Below are 18,528 nucleotides of genomic sequence, written 5' to 3' on the forward strand. Positions count from 1 at the left end.
GGACACACCCCTGACCTGCCGATATGCGAGCCGACAGACGAGTCGGGTTGTACGTGCTGTATGCCACCGGAGAAGCGCCAGAGAAGCAACGATAAGGACATACCTCGCACGCCTGCGACCACTTCCCGCTGATGGACGCCGCCGACGATCTCGGCGACCGCTGCAGGACCGTGAGGTCCGGGTGGACCGCGAGACCCCCAGCCTCGGATACCCCGGGGTGTACTCCAGCTTCCTGCGCCACGCCGAGACCGCCGTCGTCCGGTGCGGCCTCGACACCCGCTCCATCCTGGTCGGGGTCGGACGCCGGGCATGGTCGGCGGCCAGAAGACATGATCACCGACATCACGCTGGACCCCGTCGCCCGCGTCGCCTCCGGCAATCGCGCCTCGTCACCGTGGCTTGCGGCGGAGGACCTTCGCCCCGTGCCAGTGGCAGACGGTGAGGGCGAAGTGGAGGTCGAAGGCGTCGGCGTCCAGGTTGAGGTGGTAGTGGTCGACGGCCCGCTGGACGCGGTAGTGGACGGTGTTGCGGTGGACCATCAGCTCCTCCGCGGTGGCGGCGTAGCTACGGTTGGTGGCGAGGAAGAGGCGGAGCGTCTCACGCAGGAGTTCACAGCGGGGGTCGTCCACGGCGAGGTCGCCGAGGCTGTCGGAGACGAAGTCGGCCAGTTCGCGGGGTTCGTCGACCAGGAGGGCGACAGGGGCGACACGGGCGAAGGCGACCACGCGAGGGGCGCCGGGCCCCGCGGACAGGGCGAGGGCCTTGGTACGGGCGGCGGCGCGCGTGCTGCGGCGGAAGCCGTCGAGTCCCGGGCGGACGATGCCGAGGGCGGCCCGCACCGGCAGCGCGGCGTCGCCCAGTTCGGCGGCGATCGTGTCGGGGTCCACGTGGCAGTCGGGCCTGACGGCAAGCCAGATCCGGGCGTGGGCCTCGTCGGTGTGCACGAGCAGGGGGCGGCCCTGGGCGCGCAGCACGGTGTGCAGCAGTGAGGCCAGCCGGTCGAAGACGGCGACGGTATCGGTGGCGGTGGCCGCCTCGCTGCCGTGGCGCCAGCACTCGACGGCCAGGTGGCTGCCGGACAACGGGTAGTCGAGGGCGGTCTCGGCCTGCCGTAGGTCGACCCGTGGGTTGTCGAGGAGCTGGCCCACCCAGTACTGGCGCAGCACACCTCGGGTGCCCACCCACCGTTCGCGTTCCTCCTCGTAGGCGCGGCCGATCTGGTCGCAGACCCGGTCCAGGTAGGCGGAGGTGACCTGGACGAGGGCGATGACGGTGCCGGCCGGGTCCGGCAGACCGAGTCGGACCGCCTCCCCGAGGACGAGGTCCAGGCTCTGCGCATGGCCCAGGCGGTAGGCGCGCAGCAAGGCCGAGAGCGGCACGTCGCGTTGGGCGAGCCGGCGGGCGTAGGAGATGGCCGAGGCGGGTGCGTCCACGGTCAGCGGGTCGATACGGTTGATGATCACGTGCAGGGCGGTGACGATGTTCTCGGTGATGCTGGCTTCCAGGAGTCCGTGCAGCGGCTCGTCGTGTTCCAGCTGGGATATCTCCGCCTCGGTGGTGGCGACCAGTTTGGCGATGAACTCGTCCCGGTTGGTCTGCACGACCTGGGCCGCGAGGACGACCGGATCGGGTGCCTCGCCTGCCGACTGTTGCGTGGGGCCGTTCACCGGGCCAGGTACCGCAGCGCGGAACGGGCGGCATTCGCACCGCACATGCCGTGCACGCCGGCGCCGGGCGGGGTGGCCGCCGAGCACAGGTAGACGCCCGGGATGCCGGTGCTGTAGGGGTCGGCGGCCAGGCGGGGGCGCAGCGTGACCTGCCGTGCGGTGTTGGCGCCGGCGACGATGTCACCTCCGATGAAGTTCGCGTTGTAGCGGGCCAGTTCGGTGGTCGAGCGCACCGCAAGGCCCACGATCCGCTCCCTGAAGCCCGGGGCGAACCGCTCGATCTGGCGCAGCACCGCCTCGGTCGCGTCGCCGGGGTGACCGTGCGGGACGTGCGCGTATGCCCAGACCGGGTGGACGTCGCCGCGGGAGCGGCCGGGGTCGGCCAGGTACTGCTGGCCGACCAGGACGAACGGGCGCTCGGGCATCCGCCCACCGGCGGTCTGCGCCTCCGTGCGGACGACCTCCTCCAGGGTGCCGCCCAGGTGCACGGTGCCGGCGCGGCGGCATGCCTCATGGGTCCAGGGGATGCCGTCCTGGACGGCGAGGTCCACCTTGAACGCCGCCGGGCCGTGCCGCCAGCCCTGGTAGGCCCGGCGCACTCGGCCGGGCAGCCGGTCGCCGCAGATGCGGGCCGCCGCGCCGGGCGCAGTGTCGAGCATGACGAGCCGGGCGGGGGCGAGTTGGGCCAGGGAGTCCACCTGTACGCCCGTTTCGATGGTGCCGCCGAGCTTGGTGAGGAGTGCGGCCAGCGCGTCGGTGATGGTCCGCGATCCGCCGCGGGCGACCGGCCAGCCGAAGTGGTGGGCGGCGCCGATGAGCATCAGCCCGACCGCGGAACTGGCCGGCCCGGTCAGTGGATACATCAGATGCGCCGCCGCTCCCGCGAACAGTGCCCTGGCCTCCTCGGTACGCCAGCGCCGGGCCACCGCCGTGGCCGGCTGCAGCGCCCTCAGTCCGAAGCGGGCCAGTGCCACCGGGTGGGCGGGCAGATGAGCAATCGGGCGCAGCACATCCTCGATCAGGGCGTCGAAGTCGGCGGCCAGCGGGGCGAACAGCCGCTGCCAGGCCGGGCCGTCCGCGCCGAGTCCGCGCACGGTCGCCTCCATGGAGCGGACCAGCACCCCGGCCCGCCCGCCGTCCAGCGGGTGTGCCAGATCGATCTCGGGCCACGCCCACTCGACGCCGTACCGTTCCAGGCCGAGGGTCCGCAGGAACGGCGAGCCGACGCCCAGCGGGTGGACTGCGGAGCAGTGGTCGTGCAGCAGTCCGGGCAGAGTCAGCTCGCTGGTGCGGGTGCCTCCGCCGATCTCGTCGGCGGCCTCCAGGACGGTCACCTTCAGGCCTCGCTGGGCCAGGGCGACGGCGGCGGCCAGCCCGTTCGGGCCGGCCCCCACCACGATCGCGTCACTCATGCGCGGCCGCCACCTCGGTCGCCGGTCGCGGTGCCCGGGCGGGCTCGACGGGAATCGTCGGCGTCTCGTCGTCGAGCCAGGGCTGCCGGATCACCATCTCCCGTACGTTCACGTAGCCCTCCTCGATCAGGCCGGTCGCCGCGTCCACGATGCGGTAGTGCTGGCGCCCGCGGTGCGTCGGCTGGGACTCGAGCAGGACGACGCGCAGGTCGCCCGGCGCGAAGCCGCACCGCTGCTGTACGGCGGCCATCAGCTGCTCGTCGTGCAGATGGCCGTCGCCGAAGTTCCAGCCGAGGACCGCTCCCGCCACCATCTCGCCCTCCCGCACATCGTAGGACTCCACGTCGTCCACGGCCCGTGGCAGCAGTCCGATCAGTGCCCGGCCGTGGCTGTGCATCGCACGCCAGGCCAGCCCCTGGTGCAGCACGAGGTCGGCGGCCTCGGTGCCGTACAGGCGGGTGAGCTGGTCGACGGGCAGAGCGGACGCTTTGACGATGTACTCGTTGAGCCGGTGCTCGGTGCCCTTGCGGAAGCACCACAGGCTGGTGGCCCAGTTGCCGGCGTAGTAGCGCATCGAGGGCAGGAACGACACCAGGTCGGGGCGGACGTGGCCGAGCACCGGGACCACCACAAGGCTCAGTACCAGCACCGCGGCCAGAAGCGGGGAGTGCAGGGCGAAGGCGCCGACAGCGGCGTCGTGGCCGAAGAGGACGAGCGCGGAGTAGATGAAGAAGACGTTCCACTCCAGCGGCACGCCCATCGGGAACGTCGACATGATGTGCAGATGGAAGACGATCATCACGGTCAAGGCGATCGTGGTGACGATCCCGCCGTGGGACAGCACCAGGATCAGGGGCACCACGTACTCGACGACCGTGCCGCCGTGCGCGGCCGCGGCGGCGAGGGCGGACGGCCTGAGATCGTCGGGGTAGTTGCGGTACAGGCGGCGCTTGAACCAGGCCGGGCGCAGCGGGCTGTTGCTGATCATCACCGCCACCACGAACGGGAAGTGGCGGTTGAGCTTGGAGGACGCGGCGCCCCACCACAGGGCGAGCATGACCAGTTTCAGCGCGGCGCTCTGGTCGCTCACCGGGAAGAGGAAGACCAGCAGCGTCAGCCCGTAGTGCTCCGCGCGGGCGGCGAGGAACACGGTCTTGTCACGCAGCCCGAGCAGCGCGAGCAGCACCGCGAGCACGGCCACGCGCCAAGGCGCCGGCACGCCGCCCGCGCCCGCATCGCCGGGGGAGCACAGCAGCCACACCGCCGCTCCCAACAGCGCGGCGTACAGAGTCACATCCGCGGCCGTACGTCGCGTCCCGGAGGTGAACGGGATCCTGCCCGGCCACGGAGGCAGCCGCACGGTGCCCGGGCGCAGCCAGTGCAGGAAGGCGCCGACCGGCGGCAGGAAGTGTGAGCTGAGCGGGCCCGAGCCGCAGCCGAGGCCGAGGATCTCGTACAACAGCGTCCAGACGACGAGTTTCTGATAGACGATCGGCTCCGCCCACCAGGAACCGAAGTCCGTGATGCCGCCGACGCCGGGGGTCGCGGAGACGACCGCGATGCCGCCGAGGGCGTACGCGGTGATCTTCACCAGGTACAGCAGGTGCACGATGCCGGGGGTGCCGAAGCCGTGCAGGGCCCAGTGCTGGGCCAGCGGCCTGATGCGTTGGTGGTAGGGGCGGGTGCGCCACTGCTGTACGTCGATGTCCGCCGTGTCCGGTGCGAGGAACCCCATGACTGCCTCCCGTTCCCGCTCAGCCGGCCGTGGTGAAGGCGGTGGTGACGTCGGCGGTCCTGGCCCTCAGTGCGGGCTTGTCCGTCTTGCCGACGGGATTCCTCGGCAGCCGGTCGACGAGGGTGATCCCGGTGGGCACCTTGAACCTGGCCAGCCGGGTCCGGCAGTGTTCCAGCAGGTCGCCGGGGTCTGCGGTCGCGTCCGTGCGCAGGGCCACGAAGGCCACCGGTACCTCGCCGAGCCGCTCGTCGGCGGCGCCCACCACGGCGGCTTCGAGGACATCGGGATGGTCGCCGAGGACGGTCTCGATCTCCTTGGGGTAGATGTTCTCCCCACCCCGGATGATCATGTCCTTGATGCGGTCGACCAGGACCAGATAGCCGTCCTCGTCGAGACGGCCGACATCGCCCGTGTGCAGCCAGCCGCCCACCACGGTGCGGGCGGTCTCCTCCGGGCGGCCCAGATAGCCACGCATCACATTGGGCCCGCGCACGACCACCTCACCGGTCACTCCGGCCGGCATGATCCGGCCCTGCGGATCCATCACGGCGACCTGCTGGCCGGGCAGCGGCAGTCCGACCGTGCCCGGCTTGCGCGGGCCGTCGAGCGGGTTGGTGGTGGAGGCGCAGGTGCCCTCGGACAGGCCGTAGCCCTCCAGGATCGGGATGCGGTAGCGGCGCTCGAACCGCTCGATGAGGGCGGCGGGCATCGGGGCCGCACCACAAGCGGCGAAGCGCACCGAGGACGTGTCGGGCAGTGTCCGGTCGGGCAGTTCGGTGAGCATCGAGTAGATCGCCGGGACCGCGGAGAAGCAGGTCGGGCGGACCGTGGCGACCTGGTCGAAGAAGGTCTCGGCCCGGAACCGTCCGGCCACCGTGACCTGTCCGCCGGCCAGCAGCGGGGACAGCACGCCGACCACGATGCCGTTGACGTGGAACAACGGCAGGATCAGCAGGCTGTGGTCGGTCTCGGACAGCCGGGCGGCGCCGATCATCATCCCCGCCATGGCGGCGAGGTTGGCGTGGTCGAGCATCACGCCCTTGGGGCGCCCGGTGCTGCCGCTGGTGTAGATCAGCAGGGCGAGCGCGTCCGCGTCCGTCTCCGGTGCGGCCGTGTCTTCGGGCCCGGCGGCCAACTCGGCCACCGTGACCGCCCCGGTGAGCGGCGACGGCTCGGCGGTGACCACCACGGTGGCATCCGCGTCGCCGAGCTGGTAACGCACCTCGGGCTCGGTCAGCGCCGGGTTGACCGGGGTCACCGCCGCGCCGAGTCGCCAGGCGGCGAACAGTACGACGACGAAGTCCACCGTGTTGGGCAGCAGCAGCGCGACCACGTCGCCGCGTCCGAGGCCGCGCGACCGCAGGGCCGCCGCAGCTTGCCGGATCCGGCGAAGGAACGCCGTGTTGTCGAGAGTTGACACATCGTCAGTGATGCAGGGACCGTCCGTGTCCTGCCGGGCCCGCAGGTCTGGCAGTTCCGCGATGTGCATGTCGGCTCCTCGAAGTGCGTCGACGGACGTCGGCCGGACGGGGTGCGCGTCCCGGGGAAGGCGGGACGGATGTCCGGTGCGTGAGGAGAGACGGTACGAATCGGCGGTGCTCCGGGCCCATGGGCGCGGGCGACGATGCTGGGCGCGGCACTTGTGCGCTGCGCACAGGCAGGGTTTCGGGCGGCCCCGGTACGCGCGTACGCGCGCCGGCGTCGAGGCGCTCCGCTCCGGCCGAGGCGACCCGAGCGGGGCTCCCGGGGACCGGCGGAACGTGGCCGGGCACGTACGAGCGCAACTCCGGGGCCGAAGCAGTACGAGCACAAAACCCGCCCGGCCGGGCCGACACGAGTGCGCTTCCGGCCGTGGCAGCGTGTGCACACTGGTCCGCGCCGACCCCGAGGAACACTGCACTCGGAGCCGGCGCGGCGCTGTGGGAGAGGCTGTCAGACGAAGGCGCTCTCGCCGGTGACGGCCTTGCCGACGATGAGGGTGTTCATCTCGCGGGTGCCCTCGAAGGAGTAGATCGCCTCGGCGTCGGCGAAGAACCGGGCGATGTCGTAGTCGAGGACGATGCCGTTGCCGCCGAAGATCTCCCGGCACCACCCCACCACTTCGCGCATCCGTGAGGTGACGAAAGCCTTCGCCAAGGAGGAGTGCTCGTCGCGGAAGACGCCCGCGTCCTGCAGCCGGGCGAGCTGGACCAACATGCCCCAGCAGGCGGTGATGTTGCCGAGGCTCTTGACCAGCAGGTCCTGCACCATCTGGAACCGGGCGATCGGGCGGCCGAACTGGCGGCGCTGCTTGGCGTAGTCCAGCGCCAGCTCGTAGGCGCCGATCATCACCCCGAGGGCCTGCCAGGCGACCCCGCTGCGGGTGGCGCGGAGGATCTCCGCCACGTCGCGGAAGGAGTCGATGCGTTGCAGCCGGTTGGCTTCGGGCACCTTGACGTCGGTCAGAGTGATCTCGGCGTTCTCCACGATCCTGAACGCGATCTTGTTCTCGATCCTGACCGGGGAGAATCCCGGGGTGCCCTTCTCCACCACGAAGCCCTTGACCTTGTCGTCCGCCTCGTCACGGGCCCAGACCACCACCAGGTCGGCGAAGGTCGCGTTGCCGATCCACCGCTTCGCGCCGTTGAGCACCCAGTTCTCGCCGTCCCAGCGGGCGGTGGTCCGCATGCCTCCGGCGACGTCGGAGCCGCCGAGCGGTTCGGTCATCGCGAAGGCGCCGATGGTGTCCAGCGCGGCCATCGCCGGCAGCCAGCGGTCCCGCTGCTCCTGGTCGCCGCCCCGGTAGATGCTGTACATCGCCAGACCGCTGTGCACGCCGAAGAAGGTGGCGCTGGAGGCGTCGGTGCGGGTGTATTCCATCGACAGCATGCCGACCAGCAGGTTGCTCCCGGCCGGTGCGGGATCGCCGTAGCCCTCGTAGGGGACACCGGCGAGTCCGAGTTCGCCGAATTTGCCGATGAGTTCGCGGGGGAACTCCCCCTTGGCCCAGTACTCGTTGACCAGCGGCTTGACCTCGCTGCGCATGAACGCCCGGGCACGCAGCAGCAGTTCCCGCTCGTGCGGCGGCAGCAGCGACTCGACGTCGTAGAAGTCCGCGGCCAAACGGTCGTCGGCGGAAGCGATGTCGGAAGCCTTCCTGGAACCCTTTTCGGGCAGTACGGCGGTCATGAGCGGGTCTCCTTCTTCATGCTGGTGGCGCTGTCGCGGGCGGACAGCACGGCGATCTGCCGGGCGTCGCGTTCCCGGCTGAGGTCGGCGTAGGAGCGGGAGCCGTAGGCGTCCTCGACGGCCGCGACGAGTCGTTCGGTCTGGTCGGGGCTCTGCTCGGGGCGGCCGAGCGAGTCCCACATCTTCTGCATCGACACGCCGATGTGCTCGGCCATGTGCCGGTAGCCTCCGGGGCCGCCGCCGAGGTGCGCACCGAGGAACGGCCCCACCGTCGCCCAGCGCAGCCCGAGGGAGTTCACCATCACGGTGTCCAGTTCCGCCGGGCTGACGACGCCCTGCTCGACGAGGTAGATCGCCTCCCGGCTGAGGGCGTTCTGCAGGCGGTTGCCGACGAACCCGGGGATCTCCTTGCGTTCTACGACGGGAACGCGGCCGACGAAGCGGTAGAACTCCACGGCCCGCGCCACGCTCTCCTCGGAGGTGCGCTCTCCTGGCACCACCTCCACCAGCGGGATCAGGTGCGGCGGGTTGAAGGGGTGGCCGATCAGGACGCGGCCGGCGTCCTCGATGGTGTCGGTGAACGCAGTCGACGGGATCGCCGAGGAGGAGCTGAGCAGCAGCGCGTGCGCGGGGGCGGCGGCGACCAGGTCGCTGAACAGCTTCCGCTTGAAGGGGACGTTCTCCGGGCCGTTCTCCTGCACGACGTCGGCGTCGCGCACCGCGTCGGCGAGGTCCTCGGCGATGTGCACCCGCTCGGCGAGGCCGCTCACGTCCAGGCCCTGTGCGGACAGATGGCCGGCGGCCTGATCGAGTGCCTCGGCGACCGCGTCGGCCAGGTCCGGCCGCGGGTCGGTGATCCGTACCCGCATCCCGTGGCCGGCGAAGAGCGCGGCCCAGGACAGACCGATCGTGCCGGCGCCGACGACCGCGGCGGTGGTGAAGGGCTTGGTCATCACATGTCTTCTCTCTGCGTCCGTGGCCTTGGTCGTGCTCACCGCGCGAAGCGGGCGGGGTCGGCTGGGTGGGCCAGGTAGTCATGGACGGGCTTGACCGGCGCCAGGGTCAGATCGGTCAGGATGTGGCTGGCGGAGACGATCTCGCGGACCGGTAGATCGGCCAGCGGTGCCAGGGCGTGCGCGAACAGCTCCAGCCGGGCGGGGCCGGTCCAGGCGCCCTTCACGGTGATGTCGGTGATCTCGGTGCGCACCAACTGCGCGACCTGCGGCGCCCCGTCGAACCCCGGGACCAGCTTGAGCATGTAGGTCGGCACACCGACCTGCGCCACGGCCTCCTCGACCGACAACTCGTAGTGCTTGTAGCCCATCGTCGCGGTCGCCACCCGCAGGGTGCCGACGTCGAGGACCCCGACCAGCGCACCGTGGTCGACGTACAGGGCGGGCGACCCGGCCGTCTTCGGATAGGCACTGGCCTCACGGCCGGACGTGATGGCCGGAAGGTTGTCCAGGTACATGGCGTGCAGATACTCGCCCCGCTCGCCCTCGTGGCGGACCGGGATGGCCTGGCCCGACTCGGTGTACGGCCCGTAGCCGCTGACGTCGCCCATGCGCATGACCTCGAAGCGCACCAACGGCTCGTCGATCTCCAGCGGTTCGGGTACGACGGCGCGCAGTGCCTCGTAGTCGGTGCGGTAGACGATGTTGAGGTACTCGCGGTTGGTGAAGCGCGGCACGACCGGTGGATAGGCCGGGTTGGCCAGCGGCGTCGCGATGTGCCGGGGCACGTCCTGCTGGTTCATGGTGTGTTCTCCCTCGGGGTCCTGGTCCTACCGGCCCTGCCAGACCGGGGGGCGGCGTTCGGTGAAGGCGGTCATGCCCTCGCGTACGTCGGCGGAGGCGGCGAGAGCGGCCATCACCTGCGTCTGCGCGGCGAACGCCGCCTCCTGTGGGGCGCCGTCGGCGGTGCGGACGAGTTCCTTGACGGCGGCCAGGGCCAGGGGGGCGTTCTGTGCGATCCGCTCGGCCAGTCGCATTGCGGTGGCGACGGTCTCTCCGGCCGAGACCACATGGTTGGCGATGCCGAGGTGTCCGGCGCGTTCGCCGGAGATGGGCTCGCCGGTCAGCAGCAGTTCCATCGCCAGGTGGTACGGGATGCGCTTGGGCAGCCGGATCACTCCGCCGCCCGCCGCGATCAGCCCGCGGTTGACTTCCGGGAGGCCGAAGCGGGCGTCGTCGGCGGCCACGATCAGGTCGCAGCCGAGGGCCAGTTCGAAGCCGCCTCCCATGGCCCAGCCCTCTACGGCGGCGATCAGCGGCTTGGTCGTGCGGGCCTGGGTGAGACCGCCGAAGCCGCGCCCCGGGATCTCGGGGGACTCGCCGGCCAGCGCGGCCTTGAGGTCCATCCCGGCACTGAACGTGCCCTGGGCGCCGGTGAGTACGCCGACCCGCAGAGCGGGGTCCGCCTCCAGGTGGTCCAGTGCAGCGGACAGTCCGGCGGCGACGGCCGCGTCGACCGCGTTACGCGCCTTGGGCCGGTCGATGGTGATGAGCAGGGTGGAACCGATGCTCTCGGTCCGCACCTCGGTGGTGCTGTACATGGTGTGTGTCCCTTGGGTGACGGTGGGTCAGCGGTCGGCGGTGAGTTCCCGGAAGACCTCGTCGGTGTGCTGGCCGGGCAGCGGGGCGGGCCTGCGCACTGATCCCGGGGTGGCGGAGAACCGCACCGGGATGCCGATCGAGCGGATGGCGCCCTCGCTGGGGTGGTCGACCACGTCGAGCAGCCGGCCGCCCCGCACATAGGGGTCCTCGGCGGCCCGGTCGAGTTCGAGCACGGGTGCCATCGGGATGCTGTGCTTGGCGCAGACCGATGCCCACTCCTCGGTGGTCAGGCTCGGCGAGCACTCCCCCACCAGTTCCATCAGCGCGTCGACGTCGTCGTCGGCGATGGACCCGCCGTTGACGCGCGGGTCCGTGGCGAGGTCGGCGCGGCCGGCGGCGAGGAAGAAGTCCCGGAAGTTCTGCGGGTTGTACGGGATGACGCAGGCGAGGCCGTCCTTGGTGGGTACCGCGCGGTGGCCCCGCTTCATCGACAGCGGGAACCCGGTGGGGCCCTCCGGCGGCTCGAAGACATGGCCCGCCAGGTGCTCGACGAGGTTGAAGGCGATGAGCGTGTCGGTCATCGGGATCTCGATGTACTGGCCGGTGCCGGTGCGGGAGCGGTGGACGAGCGCGGCGAGCACCGTGTAGACGATGGTCAGCGCGCAGACCTTGTCGCCGATGATCGTCGGCAGGTACGCCGGGGTGCCCAGCGCTCGGTTGGCCACGTCCACCAGGCCGGAAGCGGCCTGCACCGTCTCGTCGTAGGCGGCGTTGCCGGCCCGGTCGGAGTCGCTGCGAAAACCCTGGGCGTGGGCGTAGACCAGGCCCGGGTTGCGGGCGGCGATGTCGGCGTGACCGAGGCCGAGGCGGGCGAGCGCGCCAGGGCGCATGTTGGTGACCAGTACGTCGGCGCTGTCGATCAGTTCCAGGGCCCGTGCCCGGTCGGTGTCGTCCTTCAGGTTCAACGCCACGCTGCGCTTGTTGCGGTTGACGTTGAGGTTGAGCGGGGTCATGCCGGGCGTGGTGCGGTAGGGGCCCACCCGTACCGTGTCGGACGGCGACTCGATCTTGATGACATCGGCACCGAGGTCGCCCAGGATCTGCGTCGCATAGGGCCCCATCACCACCGTGGACAGATCGATCACCCGTACTCCGTCCAACGGTCCGGTGGGGCCGGCGGCCGTGATGTCCATCATCACTCCAGTTCACGCAGTAATTTCATGGCGAATGTTTCTACCGCCGACGTTATGCGTGAACGAGTTCAGAGGGAATGATCAACTGGCGAAGACGGGTATGACCGCAGCGGTCAGACGGCCATGACCTCGCTGAAGATCTGTCGCGCGCGGGCGGCGATGCCACTCAGGTCGCCGCCGTCATCCGCCCGATCCTTGCGGAACAACAGCCCTGTGGGCAGGTCGGGTTGGAAGCCGTCCACGGGCAGTACGGCCACGTTGTCCAGCCGGTACAGGTGCATCGGACTCTCCGGCGAGAGCATGGTCATCGAGAAAGCGATCCCCGAGGAAATCAATTCCGAGGTGCCCGCATAATCCGCCATGTTGATGCGGATTCTTTTCTTCACGCCCATCGAATTCAGTCGGGCGTCGATTTCCTCGAAATAGGCGGGGGTGGCGTCGTACGGGACCGCCACATAGGACAGATCGGCCAGCTCTTCGAGGGTGACCGACTCCCGCCCCGCGAACTGGTCGGCCGGCACCGCAGCCCCCAGCCGCTCGTGCATCACCTCGATGATCTCCAGCGCCGGGTCGGAGACCGGCAGCCGGGCCAGCGCCATCGCCAGCCGTCCGTCGTGCACCGCGTCCGCCAGGTCCGCCGATGTGCCGGGCCAGCGCTTGAGCTCGCACACCTCCCGACAGGCGTCCTCCAGCATCAGCACCCGTTCCCGCAGCAGCGGGTGCACTCCGGCGGGCATCCCGATGAACAGCCGGTCCAGCCGCGGGCGTACCGCCTCGCCCAGCCGCCACGGGATGGCGTTGACCCGCTCGAGGATGTCGCGCGCCATCGGCAGCAGGGCGGCGCCCGCCGGTGTCAGGTCGACCCGGTGGGTGGTGCGCTCGAACAGCTCGTGGCCGAGCTCGCGTTCCAGATCCTTGATCCGCTGGCTCAGCGGGGAGGCTGCCATGTGCAGTCTGCGTGCCGCCTGCGAGAAGTTGAGTTCTTCGGCCACGGCGACGAAGTAACGCAGGTGCAGCATGTCCACGACCGCCACCCTACCGAGGTCAACTGCCCCTGGCGGCAAGGGCGCCGAAGACGGCGCTCCTTGCCACTCCGGACCCGACCGTCACGGGGGCCGTGCCGCGACGAGCGGGCCGGCCGTCCCGGCAGGGGCTCGCGGCTGCGCCTCAGCCGAGCAGCTCCGCGCTGCCGGACGGTTCGCGGCGCTCTTGTCCGTTGATGCGGTGCCGTTCGACGGAGGAGCGTCGGTAGACCTCCTGCCGGACCCGCTGGATCTCGCCGAGGGGCCGGTGCTCCTCGCGCGAGCGCCACGGTGTGATCGACGTGGAGTCGGCGGCCACGAGGTTGTCGTCCCCGCCGATGTCCTGGCGCGGGAGGTCCACCCGGGCGACCGTCACCCAGGGCGACAGCTCCTCGGGCCACTTCACGGAGGTGTTGTCCACCGGCATGCGGGCCGGATCGGTGTTGAGCTGCACCTGGAGCTCAAAGGAGTGCTCCCGCTCCGCCGCCTCGGCGACCAGGGTGCGACGGAAGGCCTCGTTGTCCGCGTGCACGTCCACGATCTGGTGCGTGAGGGAGGCCAGCGAGTGGGCCGTCGGCACGGTACGGATCTTGGCGATGTGCTCGCCGTGCCGGAAGGCGCCCATGCTGTTGTAGGTGTACGACAACAGGTTCCGGCGCGGGACGGTGGTGAACGACAGCATGGCGAACAGCTCGTCCCACAGCCAGTTGTCGGGGTCGGTGAGCGTGCCCCGGCGGGTGAGGAACTCCCCCATCCAGGTCTTGCGGCGGGCCGGGTTCACCAACGCCTCGGGCAGCTCCGCGAACAGCTCCTCGATGACCATGTAGTCGTAGGCGGTGTTCGCGAAGAAGACCTCGTTGTTGATGAGGTTGAGGTCGAAGGTGCCGCTGTCTCGTTCGTCGTCCAGCAGTGAGGGGCCTGGAACCCCGAACAGCTTGATGCCCATCCCGCACGCTGCGCCCAGCTGATGGTCGGGGCGCTGATGGCCCAGGCCGTTGGAGTAGCGGACCACGGCGTCGTACACGGCGGGCCGGGCGAAGATGCCCTGGCCGTGGAAGCCCGGATTGTCACCGATCGTGACGGTGGCCTTGAGGAGGCCGTACGTCTTTCCATGGGCGGTGCGGACGGCGCGGCCGACGGCCTCGCGCTCGACCGAGGAGCGGGTGCGCCGCTCGACCTGCGCGACGACGTCGTCCAATTCCTGCTGGTACGTCAGGCGTTCGGCGGGGCGGTAGTCCTCGTAGCGGACGGGATTCATGGTGCTGCCTCCCTGTGGATGATGTCCAACCCAGACGGTAGACAGCAATTCAATTGTGCACAATGTAACTGGCTGTGATGAATCACACGCGAGGCCGTCGCAACCATGCCGGACGGAGCGGATCGCCTCCAGACCGCCTCCATTCGGTCATCTGTCTACCCGCCGGTAGACGCAGGCCTCTCTGAATGGAACGCTCGCTCCAGAACCCGGGCGGACACGACCCGGCCAGTCCGTGTCGGTCGCGTGCCTCGCCCCAGCCGCGCATCGCGCACCAGCCGGCAAGTCCTCGCACCAGCCGAGTCCTCGTACGCCCAGATTCCTCTCCGAGAGGAGTGCATCGCACGAGAGACCGAGCAACTCCGGCGGCACTGACTGCCCTCGTCCTCGTCACGGCGGCGCCCCTCGCCGTACCCACCGCGGCCGCCGCCATGCCCGCGCCCGCCGCGTCGGCGTAGTTCACGGTGGACACCACCTCCGACGCGGTGGACACAGATCCGTCGGACGGCCGGTGCCGTATCGCGTCGGGAGCGTGCAGCCTGCGCGCCGCGGTGATGGCCGCCAACTCCCGGCCGGGCAGCACGGTCGCTGCCTCCCGGCCGCTACCGGCTGACGATCCCACCCGACCCCCGGATACTCATCGGATCCCATCCCGACGCCACCACAGGCGACTTGAGCCGACCTCGGCGAGGAAGGTGTCCAGGCGCTCATCGACGTCGATCCCCGGAACCTCGGCCGGGGGCAGGGGCGCAAGCAGCGTGGTCCTGGCCCGCTCCAGCACCGCGACGCAGATCCCGTCCTTGCTGCCGAAGTGCCAGTAGAAGGAGCTGACGGGCAGATCGCACGCGGCGGAGATCATCGAGATGGAGGTGGCGGCGCAGCCGTACCGCGCCATCAGTTCACCGGCGGTGTCGAGTACCGCGTCCCGGGACCGTGCGCCGCGGTCCTGGGCCGGTGCCTGCGTCACACGGCCGACTGCAGAGGAAACACAGGCCGGCTCCGTGACAGGTCCGTAAGAGATTCAGAACGTCAGAGCGCTCTCCGCCGCCATCGACACGAACCTCGCAGGACCCAGCACAGAACCAGCACGGGACAGGTCACCAGGGACGACGAGGGGCGCCCACAGGTCAGCACGAAACCAGCACCGGCATCACCTACGAGCTTCTCTGGGCGAACCCACAATGCCCTGACCTGCGCATTTGCCAAGATCGACATACTCACGATAAGCAGCGCCCCGGAAATTTGTGCAGCAGCCTCATGATCCCCGACCCCAACGCCCGGGTCTGACATCACGGTCGCTTACTCTCGTATCGGCCCGTCATGAGCCGCCCCACGCCGGTCCGTTGCGCCCTTTTCGTACCGATGCTCACACGTCCCCGTAGGCCTCCCCGCCCAGTTCGAACCCGGCCGTCCCGGCGGTCACGTCGGCGAGCCAGGCCCGGAAGGCGGCGACGTCGGAGTCCGGCAGGCCGACCTCGATGGTGACGGCCTCCCCGTAGCGCACATCGCGCACCTCGCGTCCCGTCGAGTGCAGGTCGTTCTGGACCTTGCCGGCGCGCTGGTGGTCGACGGTCACCGTGGCCAGCCGGAACCTGCGGCGCGTACGGGTGCCCAGTGTGTCCAGGGCCTCGCCGACCGCGCCGCCGTACGCCCTGATGAGTCCGCCCGCGCCGAGCTTGACGCCGCCGTAGTAGCGGGTGACGACGGCGACGACGTACCGCATGTCGCGGCGCAGCAGCATCTGGAGCATGGGGACGCCCGCGGTGCCGCCCGGTTCGCCGTCGTCGCTGGCCTTCTGGATCGAGGCGTCGGCACCGATGACGTAGGCCCAACAGTTGTGGGTGGCGTCCGCGTGCTCCTTGCGCACGGCGGCGATGAAGTCCTGGGCCTCCTGCTCGGTGGCCGCCGGCGCCAGGGCGCACAGGAAGCGGGAGCGGTTGACCTCGGTCTCGTGCACGCCCGCGTGGGCGACCGTGCGGTACTCGTCCTGCATCCGGCCAGCCTATGCGCCGCCCACGCTACTTCTTCCCGCCACCCTTCTTGCCCCGCGGCACGAGCATGCTCGTCAGCAGTGCCGTGCCGGGGGCGAGCGCGTCCCAGGCGGTTCCGTGCCAGGCCAGTACCGCGATCGCCGAGGTCGGGAACTTCACCCGTACCTCGTCCAGGGCGTCGTCGAGGCTGTCCCCCGCCAGTTCCAGGACGAGTTCCTCCAGGCCGGGGTTGTGCCCGACCAGGAGCAGCGTCTCGACCTCGGCGGGCACCTCGTGCACGGCGGTCAGCAGGTCGGACACGTCGGCGGCGTACAACCGCGGGTCACGGCGTACCGGCGGCGGTGTGCCCCACTCGGCCGAGGCCAGTTCCCAGGTCTGGCGCGCGCGTACGGCGGTGGAGCACAGGGCGAGGTCCGGCAGGCAGTCGGCCTCGGCGAGGGCACGCCCGGCGGCCGGCGCGTCCCGGCGGCCGCGCGGCGCGAGCGGGCGTTCGTGATCGGGGACGTCCGCCGGCCAGGCCGACTTGGCGTGCCGCAGCACCACCAGGCGGCGAAGCGGGCCGGCTCCCGCGCGCGCGATCACGCCGGGGATCCGAGGTCGCGGGTGAGATCCAGGCCGAGCAGCCGGTCCGCATAGGCGTACGTCTCGAAGCGGGCGCCGTCCGGGAACTCGGACTCGGTCTCCACCCAGGTCAGCACATCCAGCACCGTGGGGACGTCCAAGTCGTCCTCCCAGGCGGTACGGAGGCGGGCGCGCGCCTCGTCGGGAATGGGCCGTGACGGCTGCTGCGCCCAGGCGGCGACCGCGCGGCGCCAGCGTGCGAGGGTTTCGCGGGCCTCGGTCAGGGCGGCCGCGTCGAGCCGCAGGGGCGTGCTGCGGCGCCGGGAGACCAGGGCCAGGCGCAGGGCGGCCGGGTCGGCGCCCTCCGTGGTACCGGATGTCTCCGAGTCGACGGGGGCGACGGCGACCCGGACGCCGTCGGGTGTCGCGCCGCCCTCCCCCACGACGTGCAGGACCTGGGCCTCGCCCAGTCCTGGACCGACGTCCCGCCGGTCCTCGAAGGGGCGGATGCCGAGCGCAGCCGCTCCGGCCCGCAGCTCGGCCTGCCCCCGTTCAGCGGTCAGCACGCCCCACACCGGGGTGCCGCCGAGTTCCAGGGCCCGCACGAGGAGGTCGGCGACCAGCAGCACCCGCAGGGCGCCGGTGTGGAAATCCGGCACATGGGCTTCTACCCGGGTCAGTCCCCGGCGGGCCGGGGCGGCGTCGACGGACTCGCCGGTTCGGGCGTCGGTGATGCGCAGCACGGGCTGAGCGTAGGCGGGCGGACGGCCGCGCGCAGGCATCCGGCGCGAATTCCGGACACGGCGATGGGATTCAACCAGGTGAGCGCGGATGCGTGTCGGGCACGTGCGCGTGCCGCCGCCCCCGAACGGACGTGAGGTACGCGCGCGTGCAGAGCCGTTCTCCACCGGCTCACGCCTCTCACCCATGCGCCAAGCAGGCTCACTCCCGCGCCCACGGCGTATGGATCCGTACCCGGTCGAGCACCGCCACTGCCGACGTCTCCCCCAGGACGTCCGCCACCTGCGGCAGGAAGTCCCGCAGCCGGGGCTCCTCGTCGACGATGACCACGGCGCACGGCCCCTTCGGTGCGAGGGGTGACTGCTTGGGGTCGCCGGCGCCGAACCCGGTGACGCCGTGGAAGACGCTCGCTCCGATGAGGCCCTCACGGTGCGCCCGGTGCACGAGTTCGGCGTAGGCAGGCCTGTGGTGCCACAACACGGCGGCGTCGAGGTGGATGGTCAGGCGTGCGGCGAGCATGTCGTTGCCGGGCATCGGCCACCCCCTGCCGTGCGGACTGTCCAGACGGTACTGCGCCGACGGCCTGCCGAACAGGCGTTCAGGGCGCGGCAGAAACCGGGGAATCATCGCGCGTGCCCGGCCGTTGTCGGTCACGGGAACGGGTTCGCGAGGGGCAGGGAGGCCGCGGTGTACGGCGACGAGGCAACGGTCCGCAAGATCCTCACCGAGTCCGGCGACACCTGGGCGGTGGTGGGCCTTTCGTCGAACCGGGGGCGGGCGGCATACGGCGTCGCCCAGGTGCTGCAGCGCTTCGGCAAGCGCATCGTGCCCGTCCACCCCAAGGCGGAGACGGTGCACGGCGAGCAGGGGTACGCCTCCCTCGCCGACATCCCCTTCGACGTGGACGTCGTCGACGTCTTCGTCAACAGCGACCTCGCCGGACCGGTCGCCGACGAGGCGGTCGCCAAGGGCGCCAAGGCCGTCTGGTTCCAGCTCGGCGTGATCGACGAGGCGGCGTACGACCGTACGCGCGCGGCCGGCGTCGACATGGTGATGGACCGCTGCCCCGCCATTGAGATACCGCTGCTCGGCTGAACCTGTTGGGGCCGACGCGCTCCCACATGTGCCACTGGTCACACTGCAACTGCTCCCTGGGGGCCGCCTCCACCGCCGATTCTGTGGCCAGTTCCAGTGGCCACACCGGTTTCTGCTGCGTACAGAGCCCCTG

17 protein-coding genes and 2 pseudogenes are annotated in these 18,528 nt (G+C 70.8%); 3 read left to right on the plus strand and 16 right to left on the minus strand.

Going from position 1 to position 18,528, the window contains the following annotated elements:
• Positions 1 to 107: 107 nt before the first annotated feature.
• A pseudogene (locus EDD92_RS08220) lies at positions 108 to 365 on the plus strand (4-hydroxy-2-oxovalerate aldolase); the annotation flags it as partial.
• Positions 366 to 389: 24 nt separating this feature from the next.
• Here the strand turns inward: EDD92_RS08220 and EDD92_RS08225 are convergent.
• From EDD92_RS08225 to EDD92_RS08275, 11 genes are all read right to left on the minus strand, one after another.
• Positions 390 to 1,667, minus strand: a complete 1,278-nt coding sequence (locus EDD92_RS08225; protein WP_185123963.1) for a CdaR family transcriptional regulator — start codon at positions 1,665 to 1,667, stop codon at positions 390 to 392.
• Complete coding sequence (locus EDD92_RS08230; protein WP_123963695.1) at positions 1,664 to 3,079, minus strand: NAD(P)/FAD-dependent oxidoreductase; 1,416 nt, start codon at positions 3,077 to 3,079, stop codon at positions 1,664 to 1,666. The genes EDD92_RS08225 and EDD92_RS08230 overlap by 4 nt, the downstream gene beginning before the upstream one ends.
• Positions 3,072 to 4,814: a DUF3556 domain-containing protein gene (locus EDD92_RS08235; RefSeq protein WP_123963696.1), complete on the minus strand. Its 1,743-nt coding sequence runs from the start codon at positions 4,812 to 4,814 to the stop codon at positions 3,072 to 3,074. Before EDD92_RS08235 ends, EDD92_RS08230 begins: the two co-directional genes overlap by 8 nt.
• 19 nt (positions 4,815 to 4,833) lie before the next feature.
• The gene (locus EDD92_RS08240; RefSeq protein ID WP_123963697.1) at positions 4,834 to 6,303 is read right to left on the minus strand and encodes a class I adenylate-forming enzyme family protein; all 1,470 of its coding nucleotides are present in this window, start codon (positions 6,301 to 6,303) and stop codon (positions 4,834 to 4,836) included.
• Positions 6,304 to 6,746: 443 nt separating this feature from the next.
• The gene (locus tag EDD92_RS08245) at positions 6,747 to 7,982 is read right to left on the minus strand and encodes an acyl-CoA dehydrogenase family protein (protein WP_123963698.1); all 1,236 of its coding nucleotides are present in this window, start codon (positions 7,980 to 7,982) and stop codon (positions 6,747 to 6,749) included.
• Positions 7,979 to 8,935 (minus strand): 3-hydroxyacyl-CoA dehydrogenase NAD-binding domain-containing protein, encoded by a 957-nt coding sequence (locus EDD92_RS08250; protein WP_123963699.1) that lies wholly within the window; start codon positions 8,933 to 8,935, stop codon positions 7,979 to 7,981. The genes EDD92_RS08245 and EDD92_RS08250 overlap by 4 nt, the downstream gene beginning before the upstream one ends.
• A gap of 38 nt (positions 8,936 to 8,973) precedes the next feature.
• Positions 8,974 to 9,738, minus strand: coding sequence for an acetoacetate decarboxylase (locus EDD92_RS08255; protein WP_123963700.1), 765 nt, complete (start codon positions 9,736 to 9,738; stop codon positions 8,974 to 8,976).
• 27 nt (positions 9,739 to 9,765) lie between these two features.
• Positions 9,766 to 10,536 carry a crotonase/enoyl-CoA hydratase family protein gene (locus EDD92_RS08260; protein ID WP_123963701.1) on the minus strand — a complete coding sequence of 257 codons (771 nt, stop codon included), beginning with the start codon at positions 10,534 to 10,536 and terminating at the stop codon, positions 9,766 to 9,768.
• Positions 10,537 to 10,563: 27 nt separating this feature from the next.
• Positions 10,564 to 11,733 (minus strand): CaiB/BaiF CoA-transferase family protein, encoded by a 1,170-nt coding sequence (locus EDD92_RS08265; RefSeq protein ID WP_221268101.1) that lies wholly within the window; start codon positions 11,731 to 11,733, stop codon positions 10,564 to 10,566.
• 110 nt (positions 11,734 to 11,843) lie between these two features.
• Entirely contained in the window at positions 11,844 to 12,749 is a 906-nt protein-coding gene (locus EDD92_RS08270) for a LysR family transcriptional regulator (protein ID WP_260327291.1), read from the minus strand.
• A 148-nt stretch (positions 12,750 to 12,897) separates the two neighbouring features.
• Complete coding sequence (locus EDD92_RS08275; RefSeq protein ID WP_123963703.1) at positions 12,898 to 14,010, minus strand: catalase family protein; 1,113 nt, start codon at positions 14,008 to 14,010, stop codon at positions 12,898 to 12,900.
• Positions 14,011 to 14,492: 482 nt separating this feature from the next.
• Between EDD92_RS08275 and EDD92_RS52100 the strand changes: the two are divergent.
• Positions 14,493 to 14,537: pseudogene (locus EDD92_RS52100) on the plus strand (hypothetical protein); the annotation flags it as partial.
• A 107-nt stretch (positions 14,538 to 14,644) separates the two neighbouring features.
• Here the strand turns inward: EDD92_RS52100 and EDD92_RS08285 are convergent.
• The 5 genes from EDD92_RS08285 to EDD92_RS08305 form a co-directional block, all read right to left on the minus strand.
• Complete coding sequence (locus EDD92_RS08285; protein WP_260326406.1) at positions 14,645 to 14,974, minus strand: TetR/AcrR family transcriptional regulator; 330 nt, start codon at positions 14,972 to 14,974, stop codon at positions 14,645 to 14,647.
• 399 nt (positions 14,975 to 15,373) lie between these two features.
• A complete protein-coding gene (locus EDD92_RS08290; RefSeq protein ID WP_123963704.1) occupies positions 15,374 to 16,000 on the minus strand; it encodes a YigZ family protein in 627 nt (208 codons plus the stop codon).
• A gap of 25 nt (positions 16,001 to 16,025) precedes the next feature.
• Positions 16,026 to 16,580: a histidine phosphatase family protein gene (locus EDD92_RS08295; RefSeq protein WP_123963705.1), complete on the minus strand. Its 555-nt coding sequence runs from the start codon at positions 16,578 to 16,580 to the stop codon at positions 16,026 to 16,028.
• Positions 16,577 to 17,341: a hypothetical protein gene (locus EDD92_RS08300; RefSeq protein WP_123963706.1), complete on the minus strand. Its 765-nt coding sequence runs from the start codon at positions 17,339 to 17,341 to the stop codon at positions 16,577 to 16,579. Before EDD92_RS08300 ends, EDD92_RS08295 begins: the two co-directional genes overlap by 4 nt.
• Before the next feature lie 160 nt (positions 17,342 to 17,501).
• On the minus strand, positions 17,502 to 17,834 hold the full coding sequence (locus EDD92_RS08305; protein WP_123963707.1) for a DUF190 domain-containing protein: 333 nt from the start codon (positions 17,832 to 17,834) through the stop codon (positions 17,502 to 17,504).
• A gap of 153 nt (positions 17,835 to 17,987) precedes the next feature.
• On the opposite strand from EDD92_RS08305, the gene EDD92_RS08310 reads away from it, so the two are divergent.
• The gene (locus EDD92_RS08310; protein WP_123963708.1) at positions 17,988 to 18,395 is read left to right on the plus strand and encodes a CoA-binding protein; all 408 of its coding nucleotides are present in this window, start codon (positions 17,988 to 17,990) and stop codon (positions 18,393 to 18,395) included.
• Positions 18,396 to 18,528: the final 133 nt, after the last annotated feature.

Origin of the sequence: Streptomyces sp. TLI_185, assembly GCF_003814765.1 — a bacterium.
GTDB lineage: Bacteria > Actinomycetota > Actinomycetes > Streptomycetales > Streptomycetaceae > Streptomyces.

Coding starts and splice junctions, on each gene's coding strand:
- EDD92_RS08230 (WP_123963695.1), bottom strand. CDS start 3,079: ATGAGTGACGCGATCGTGGTGGGGGCCGGCCCGAACGGGCTGGCCGCC.
- EDD92_RS08235 (WP_123963696.1), bottom strand. CDS start 4,814: ATGGGGTTCCTCGCACCGGACACGGCGGACATCGACGTACAGCAGTGG.
- EDD92_RS08240 (WP_123963697.1), bottom strand. CDS start 6,303: ATGCACATCGCGGAACTGCCAGACCTGCGGGCCCGGCAGGACACGGAC.
- EDD92_RS08245 (WP_123963698.1), bottom strand. CDS start 7,982: ATGACCGCCGTACTGCCCGAAAAGGGTTCCAGGAAGGCTTCCGACATC.
- EDD92_RS08250 (WP_123963699.1), bottom strand. CDS start 8,935: ATGACCAAGCCCTTCACCACCGCCGCGGTCGTCGGCGCCGGCACGATC.
- EDD92_RS08255 (WP_123963700.1), bottom strand. CDS start 9,738: ATGAACCAGCAGGACGTGCCCCGGCACATCGCGACGCCGCTGGCCAAC.
- EDD92_RS08260 (WP_123963701.1), bottom strand. CDS start 10,536: ATGTACAGCACCACCGAGGTGCGGACCGAGAGCATCGGTTCCACCCTG.
- EDD92_RS08265 (WP_221268101.1), bottom strand. CDS start 11,733: ATGATGGACATCACGGCCGCCGGCCCCACCGGACCGTTGGACGGAGTA.
- EDD92_RS08270 (WP_260327291.1), bottom strand. CDS start 12,749: ATGCTGCACCTGCGTTACTTCGTCGCCGTGGCCGAAGAACTCAACTTC.
- EDD92_RS08275 (WP_123963703.1), bottom strand. CDS start 14,010: ATGAATCCCGTCCGCTACGAGGACTACCGCCCCGCCGAACGCCTGACG.
- EDD92_RS08290 (WP_123963704.1), bottom strand. CDS start 16,000: ATGCAGGACGAGTACCGCACGGTCGCCCACGCGGGCGTGCACGAGACC.
- EDD92_RS08300 (WP_123963706.1), bottom strand. CDS start 17,341: ATGCCTGCGCGCGGCCGTCCGCCCGCCTACGCTCAGCCCGTGCTGCGC.
- EDD92_RS08305 (WP_123963707.1), bottom strand. CDS start 17,834: ATGCCCGGCAACGACATGCTCGCCGCACGCCTGACCATCCACCTCGAC.